This window comes from Shewanella sp. SG44-6 (assembly GCF_014164185.1).
GTDB lineage: Bacteria > Pseudomonadota > Gammaproteobacteria > Enterobacterales > Shewanellaceae > Shewanella > Shewanella vesiculosa.
This window is the reverse complement of the sequence record NZ_JACJER010000171.1, coordinates 1-7938: the sequence shown is the minus strand read 5'-3', so window position 1 is coordinate 7938 and position 7938 is coordinate 1. Positions and strand designations below refer to the sequence as shown.

General features: G+C 41.3%; 8 protein-coding genes and 1 pseudogene. All 9 read right to left on the bottom strand.

Annotated features, from left to right (window positions below):
• Nucleotides 1-216 precede the first annotated feature (216 nt).
• Nucleotides 217-987 carry an ABC transporter permease gene (locus H5185_RS20025; protein ID WP_182742976.1) on the bottom strand — a complete coding sequence of 257 codons (771 nt, stop codon included), beginning with the start codon at nt 985-987 and terminating at the stop codon, nt 217-219.
• Nucleotides 987-1922 carry an ABC transporter ATP-binding protein gene (locus tag H5185_RS20020; protein ID WP_124017378.1) on the bottom strand — a complete coding sequence of 312 codons (936 nt, stop codon included), beginning with the start codon at nt 1920-1922 and terminating at the stop codon, nt 987-989. The genes H5185_RS20025 and H5185_RS20020 overlap by 1 nt, the downstream gene beginning before the upstream one ends.
• Nucleotides 1923-1989: 67 nt before the next feature.
• Nucleotides 1990-2520, bottom strand: coding sequence for a hypoxanthine phosphoribosyltransferase (gene hpt / locus H5185_RS20015; RefSeq protein WP_124017377.1), 531 nt, complete (start codon nt 2518-2520; stop codon nt 1990-1992).
• 7 nt (nt 2521-2527) lie between these two features.
• Nucleotides 2528-3187, bottom strand: a complete 660-nt coding sequence (locus H5185_RS20010; RefSeq protein WP_124017376.1) for a flavin prenyltransferase UbiX — start codon at nt 3185-3187, stop codon at nt 2528-2530.
• A gap of 26 nt (nt 3188-3213) precedes the next feature.
• Nucleotides 3214-4653, bottom strand: coding sequence for a UDP-N-acetylmuramate:L-alanyl-gamma-D-glutamyl-meso-diaminopimelate ligase (mpl, locus tag H5185_RS20005; RefSeq protein WP_182698619.1), 1440 nt, complete (start codon nt 4651-4653; stop codon nt 3214-3216).
• 97 nt (nt 4654-4750) lie between these two features.
• Nucleotides 4751-5053 carry an AzlD domain-containing protein gene (locus H5185_RS20000; protein WP_124017374.1) on the bottom strand — a complete coding sequence of 101 codons (303 nt, stop codon included), beginning with the start codon at nt 5051-5053 and terminating at the stop codon, nt 4751-4753.
• Nucleotides 5050-5889 (bottom strand): AzlC family ABC transporter permease, encoded by an 840-nt coding sequence (locus tag H5185_RS19995; protein ID WP_182742975.1) that lies wholly within the window; start codon nt 5887-5889, stop codon nt 5050-5052. The genes H5185_RS20000 and H5185_RS19995 overlap by 4 nt, the downstream gene beginning before the upstream one ends.
• 1062 nt (nt 5890-6951) lie before the next feature.
• Nucleotides 6952-7461: a hypothetical protein gene (locus H5185_RS19990; protein WP_182742974.1), complete on the bottom strand. Its 510-nt coding sequence runs from the start codon at nt 7459-7461 to the stop codon at nt 6952-6954.
• 32 nt (nt 7462-7493) lie between these two features.
• Nucleotides 7494-7938 (bottom strand): annotated as a pseudogene (locus H5185_RS19985) (hypothetical protein); the annotation flags it as partial.

Here is a 7938-nt window from a genome sequence, read left to right as displayed (position 1 = left end):
GGGCTTTGTACACCTATTTGGTGCCAAAGCCCGATGGATTACAGTTAACTAGTTACAGCACGCAAACTAAAATATTGATATTCATTATTAATTCAAAGGTATAAATTCGTTTTCGGATTTATCTATGAAATAACGCCCATAAAAAAGGACTCTTACGAGCCCTTTTACACTGAGATGATAACAACCGATTTGGCTGCGGCTTACCGCCTATGAGACTTAGCTACGCAAACCAATTCCGCGCGAAATCAAATAGTAAGCTAATGCCCACAAGCTGACGCAAAAGCCAACCATGATGGCGATAGATAACGGTACACTGAGGTCGGCAAAACCTAAAAATCCGTAGCGGAATACGTTAATCATGTATACCACAGGATTTAAACCCGATACACCTTGCCAAAAAGGTGGCAATAACGATAACGAGTAAAATACACCGCCTAAGTAGGTGAGTGGCGTAAGAATAAAGGTCGGGATAATACTGATATCGTCAAAGCTTTTGGCAAACACGGCATTAATCAAGCCACCGAGTGAGAATAACACTGAGGTTAAAAACATGGTGATAACAACCAAGCCAACATGATGTAAGGAGATATCAACAAACAACATCGCCACTGTGGTCACAATTAGGCCCACGCATAACCCACGGGCGACACCGCCGCCGACATAACCAGCTATCATCACGTAATGCGGTACTGGAGCCACCATGATTTCTTCAATGTTGCGTTGAAACTTGGCGCTGTAAAACGATGAGGCCACATTAGAGTATGAGCTGGTGATCACCGACATCATGATTAAACCAGGAGCAATAAACTCCATGTAGGTCACGCCGCCCATTTCACCGATGCGGCTACCAACTAAGTTACCAAAAATTAAAAAATATAACGTCATGGTAATGGCTGGCGGCACTAGTGTTTGGATCCAAATACGGGTGAAGCGATTAATTTCTTTGGTTAAAATACTTTTAAAAGCCACAAAATACAGACTTTTCATTATTTTGACTCCTTGGCTTTCTCTACCAGCTCTACAAACAATTCTTCTAGACGGTTGGCTTTATTGCGCATCGACAAGACTTCGATATTGGCTGAAGTAAACTGAGTAAATAACTCATTAATGTTATTCGATTTGGCCACATCGACTTCTAAAGTATGTGCATCAGTTAAGCGGCAATTCATATTGGTTAACTGAGGGGCAACATCGAGATCATGACGTAAATCGAAAATAAAGGTTTCAACATCTAGCTTGCTCAATAAAGCCTTCATGGTGGTGCATTCCACCAGCAAACCGGTATCGATAATACCAATGGTGCGACACAGCATTTCGGCTTCTTCAAGGTAGTGTGTGGTTAAAATAATCGTCACACCTTGTTTGTTAATTTGCTTTAAAAACTCCCACATTGAACGACGAAGTTCAATGTCGACGCCTGCTGTTGGCTCATCTAATATTAGCAATTTAGGTTCGTGCATTAACGCACGGGCAATCATTAAACGGCGTTTCATGCCACCAGACAGTTCGCGCGCTTGAGCATGGCGTTTTTGCCATAAATCAAGTTGGGTGAGATACTTTTCAGCACGTTGTAATGCTACGGCTTTTGGCACGCCATAGTAACCCGCTTGGTTAACCACAATTTGTTGCACGGTTTCAAACTGGTTAAAGTTAAATTCTTGCGGTACTAACCCGATACATAACTTGGCATGTTCGAGATCTTTATCTATATCGAAACCAAATACCGAAACCGTGCCAGCGGTTTTCTGCACCAATGAGCTGATAATGCCGATGGTGGTAGATTTACCTGCACCATTGGGGCCAAGCAAAGCAAAGAAGTCACCTTGCTTTACCGTCAAACTAATTGACTTAACGGCTTCTACACCGCCTTTATAGGTTTTTTTAAGGTTATCGATCACCAATGCATTGGCGTTATCGGCCATATTGAAATCCTCAACTTACAATGAAAAAAAACTCCCACATCGGCGGGAGTTTATAAATTATGTTTGCTTAATCCAGTGGTACAACTTTAGCGATATAAGGCAAGTTGCGGTATTGCTCTGCGTAGTCGATACCGTAACCGACAATAAACTCGTCAGGAATTGTGATACCAATAAAGTCGACGTGTACATCAACCTCGCGGCGTTCTGGCTTATCTAATAAGGTACAAAGCGCTAAACTTTTTGGTTCGCGCAGTAGTAACATCTCGCGCACTTTATTTAAGGTGTTGCCTGAGTCGATTAAGTCTTCAACAATTAACACGTCACGGCCAGAGATATCAGACTGCACGTCTTTAAGCACTTTAACGTCGCGTGAGCTAGTGGTTGAATTACCATAACTTGATACTGCCATAAAGTCGATTTCAACATGGCCTTTGATGCGGCGACATAAATCGGCCATAAACACTACAGAACCTTTTAATAGGCCAACCATTAATAAGCGTTCACTGTCAGCGTAATGAGCATTAATGCGTTCAGCTAACTGGTCTAAAGTTTTATTGATTTCTTGCTCAGAAATCATCATTTCAATGGTGTGCTTCATAAATCTCTCAATTGTCGATGTCGTGTGACTGAGTACGTCCGTATCCCCAGCGACTCGTTAAGTCGTGTTCAATACCCAAATGATCAAGTATTCGGGAAACCATGAAGTTTACCAGATCTTGAACCGATTTGGGATTATGATAAAAGCCTGGTGCCGCTGGCATGATGGTCGCACCATTGCGTGTAAGGCTTAACATATGCTCTAAGTGTATGGCACTAAAAGGAGTTTCACGCGGAACAAGGATTAACTGCCCACGCTCTTTTAATACTACGTCTGCTGCTCTTTCGAGCAAATTATTACTCATTCCAGTGGCGACAGCAGCTAATGTGCCGGTTGAACACGGACAAATCACCATTTGTTTTGGTGCCGCACTGCCTGATGCTGGCGGCGAAAACCATTCATCTTTACCTAACACCACTAATTCGCCTTTTAATGGCTCATCAGAATTATGCAGTTGCTCAAGTAATTGAGCCTTGGCTTTATCTGGATTTGCGCTCAGTTGTAACCCATGCTCGGTGGCTAACACCACACGTGCTGCGCTGGATACCATTAAAAAAACTTGGTAATCAGCCGCGAGCAAGCATTCAAGCAACTTAATGCCATATGGTGCGCCAGATGCGCCGGTCCAGGCGAGACTAATTGCTTTGGCTTTTTTGGCATAGGCCATGTTGTACCCTCTATCGGCTAAAGCCGTTACGCTAGAGCCTTAATTATTTTCTGGTGAATACCATTAAAGCCACCATTACTCATAATGACCACGGTATCACCTTTATTGGCGGTGGTGGCTACTGTGTTAATAATGTCTTCTATATTGTTAAACACAGTCACAGGAAGTGGCGCATTAGCCATACTGGCATGAATGTCCCAACCAATATTGTCCGCTTGATATAAGTAGCCAACATCAGCCAATACCATCGAATTGGCCAGCGTATCTTTATGTACACCGCTTTTCATAGTGTTCGATCGCGGCTCTAGCACTACAATAATCTTGCCATTGGCATGATCACTGGAAGCCACTTTGGCCCTTAGCCCTTGCAAGGTGGTGGCAATAGCGGTTGGATGATGAGCAAAATCGTCATACACAGACACCCCATTGACGGTAGCCAATAATTCTAAACGACGCTTAGGTGGACTGAACTGTGTCAATGCCTCTATAGCATGGCTTGGTGCTACGCCAACATGACGTGCCGCAGCGATAGCCATAATTGCGTTTTCGATATTGTGCTGACCTATCAATGCCCAGTGTAATATCCCTTGTGACTCGCCCTTAAACAGCACTTCAAACACATGGCCGTCGTCGGCAATAGTACGCGACTGCCAAGCACTTGGTTCACCTTGGCTTGCTAAAGGACTCTCTGAATGATTAGCTATATCTGTGGCTAAGGTTGGCGATTTAGAATAAATTTCTTGTTCGCTCCAACAGCCCATATCAATCACTTGCTGTACAGCTTCAACATCGCTAGGCCAAATAACCTTACCTTCGCCCGGCACAGTGCGGATAACATGATTAAATTGACGTTGAATGGCTGCGAGATCGGCAAAAATATCGGCATGATCAAATTCAAGATTATTGATCACTAACGTGCGTGGATGGTAATGCACAAACTTAGAGCGTTTATCAAAAAAGGCACTGTCGTATTCGTCGGCTTCAACCACAAAAAACACTGAGTTACCTAAACGGGCTGACACGCCAAAGTTTTGCGGCACGCCACCAATTAAAAATCCCGGCTCGTAGCCGCAGTATTCTAAAACCCACGCGAGCATGCTGGAGGTAGAGGTTTTGCCGTGAGTACCCGCTACCGCCAACACCCAACGGTCTTGCAAAATATGTTCAGACAAAAACTGCGGCCCAGAAGTGTATTTAATACCACGGTTTAATACCGCTTCTACACATGGATTACCGCGACTCATGGCATTACCAATAACCACTAAATCAGGTTGATTATCGCCTTCTTTGCCTAATTGAATGGGATCAAAACCTTGGATTAGCTCAATACCTTGTTGCTCAAGCTGGGTGCTCATCGGCGGGTAAACGTTAGCATCACTGCCGGTTACTTTGTGGCCCATTGCGCGGGCTAGTAGGGCTAAACCGCCCATAAAAGTGCCACAAATACCTAATATGTGTACGTGCATATTCAACTCTAATTGGTCCGTAATATGGCGGTTATTCTAATCTATTGCGCAACAGAATGTCAGTTAACAATGATTGAAATTAATCTAGGGCCAGTTGCTAATACAAAATAAAAAACAGTCCCATACTGAGTACGGTTGTGAGTAAGGTGTTGCGGGTAACGTAAGCCAGTACTGTGGCCACCAGGGCACAAGTTAAATAGGGGTTATATACACTAATAGCAAGTTGGCCTTCGGGCACAAACACAATTGGCGCTAAGATAGCGGTTAATACCGCTGGGGCTGAATAGCTTAAAAACGTTAAGGTATTTTTACTTAAGCGAATAGGCAATTTAGGTTCTAACAACAAGTGTCGACTGATAAACACCACCGCCGCCATGGATAAAATAATCAGCCAGATCATAGCTTGTGATCCTTATTTGTGGTCACTGAAGAAGTAGATTCAGCGGTATTCGAACTAGCGATAGCAGAATCAATGTTACTCGAATCAACTCTAGCTGAAACCACAGCGTCTTCGTTAGTCAATTTGGCGTAAGTCATGCCTGCTGCCATGCCCGATATTGCCGCAATTAATAGCCCGGCTTGAATCGCAAATACTGCGCACACGACAGCTAAGGTAAGCGACACCAGGACACACACTAATATTGATGGCTTTTTTACTGTGGGGACTACGATGGCGATAAAGGTGGCAGCGATGGCAAAGTCGAGTCCTAGTTCGCCTAAGTTGTCGATAGACTGCCCTGCGACAATGCCAAGCAAAGTAGCAATATTCCAACCAAGATAAAAGGTTAAGCCGCCGCCCAAAGCATACCAGCGATCAAACTGATGTTGCGCTGGCGAGTCGCCTTTATGAGCTTGATTTGCGATAGCAAACAGTTCATCTGTGAGTAAAAAACCTAAGCCTAAACGCCATTTAAGGGGTAAAGGGCTTATATGAGTGCGCATCGCCATGGCATACAGCAAATGTCGAGAGGTGATCAGTAAGGTGGTGATCAAAATGCTGCTAATACCAATACCGGCTTTTATCATACCGAGTGCAACCAACTGGGCACTACCCGCAAAGATAATTGCCGACATCGCTTGGCTTTCAACTGGCGTTAGGCCCACTTCCAGTGCAAACGATCCGGCGAGTATCCCCCAAGGGATCACCGCAATCGTCAGCGGCATAACGGCAAGCGCACCAGCTAAAAACGATTTAGTTTTGGTGGGGGTAACAGAAGTTAACTCAAGGGTGTCCACGTTATATCCTTATTGACTGATATTGTTATTCCCTCAAATACAGCTTGATAGGAAACAAGAAGATTAGCTTAACGTGAATAAGTTAGTAAAGCCCTTGAAATATGATCATGAATCTTACTAGGGTATCAGTTGATCTATAACGTTTTTAGCTGTGATTAATCGCTCGATGAAATATACAAGTATGAGCGTTATTCACTGGTTCAAAACATAGTATGTAGCATAGGTTTTAAATGCTAAATGCAGCAATACCCAACTCACTAACGCAGGCACTCATGTACAACCACAAGCTTAACCACAACCAAGCAATAAAAAACCAACATTTAAATTAAAATCAATTACTTATAAAAACAAACGACAACAAAAGAAGATTGCTAACAAATTTCCAAGATTGGTGGCAAGTAATTGATGCTTTAATACTGATTTAACCTGTTTTTAAGCGGTAATTATCACACCACTACATTAGCTCAGCCTTAAGTAACGTTTATGATAAAATGACTCACCTCATATTTTTTGCTATAAAAAACATTAAATATAGTATGTAGATTTTTATATTCATCATTTACATTTATCAAATAGTATTAGTCGCGACGATATTACCCAAAAACGTTTTGCACTTCTAAGTTGCAAAAAAACATATATTTTATATTCAAATTTAGTATCGAGAAAAAACAAACGCCAAATTATACATTTATGCAATTAACTAAAAGTCTCGCATGAACGACTTTTAAACAAGTAAAAAATATACACAAAAAGGAATTACATTAAATGTAATTCCGATACGTATTAAATTCGAGTATATAAATCGAAAAATGAAAAACACATGTTGGATTAAATAACTAAGAAAGCAACCTAGGCTATCGTGAACAATGTGATTGAAAATATCATTTATTAAAAAACACCAATAACCGCCTACACCAAAGCCAATTTTTACTCAATAAGCATTAAGAAGTAAAACTATCAAGAAAACTCATACTAAGGTCTAGATACAACACCCAAGTTCATATCAAAACATATATTTATAATGCTCATATAACTAAAACAACATCTGTATAGACTTTATTGTTAAACAAGCTCACTGGTTAACTCGCGTATCTGCTGTTTTAACCAAGTAGCATCTTCATTATCTGCATTGGGATGCGTCACCAATACTAACTTTAATGGTTCTACAACGTTAAAAAGACGATTCACTTCGTATTCAGATATCTGACAAGCATGTAAACCTGACTCCTCATCTACCATGTCGTAAACGGCCTTGTAAGGTGTTAATGCCAACGACTTACAATCAGAAAGGTAATCAAATAAAGAAGATACATTTGTAATAGTCATTTCAGTTTCAAGAGGTAGATTGTTGAGTTGACAATACTCTTGAAACGGATTGATTATTGGCGCTTGGGCTCCCATAAGCGTATTGATGTATGGATACTCGGCAATACTTTCTAAAGTGATTTCTTGCTTTAAAATGCGATGATTTTTACAACTTAACAAGTACTGTGACCCCATTTCGGCAAGCACTTCAACGTGTAACTTTTGATCAAAGCAATGAATTTCCTCAGGGCTTTTACAGCCACACAAGACAATACTATTAGGGTCGTTAGAGACACTTTCTAGAGCATGTTTATCCCAATTGTATTGATATGAATATCTTTATGATGCTCTTTAATTGAATTCATTAATGCACGTGGGTAAGCATGAGCAATCATTCCTGGCATCACTAATTCAAAATGTCGACTATGTGGTAATGAGGTACTATTCAGCCGATTGAAATTTTTAGCACAGTCCACAATTTCTTTTGCAATAGGATAGATCCTCCCTGCATAATCGTTCGGTACCAATCCATATTTACGTCTAATAAAAAGCTCATCACCGAATAGCAATCTTGCTGAATGTAAACAACGACTAATCTTTGATGCTGGTACATCCAGTATTCTAGACACATGAGTAGCCGATTTGTTTTCGTACAAACTTACTAATATAGAAAGTGTTAATAAGTCTAATTTATCTAAGTCAATCTTCTTCATCACAGATACTCCCTTAGAGGTATTTAACATA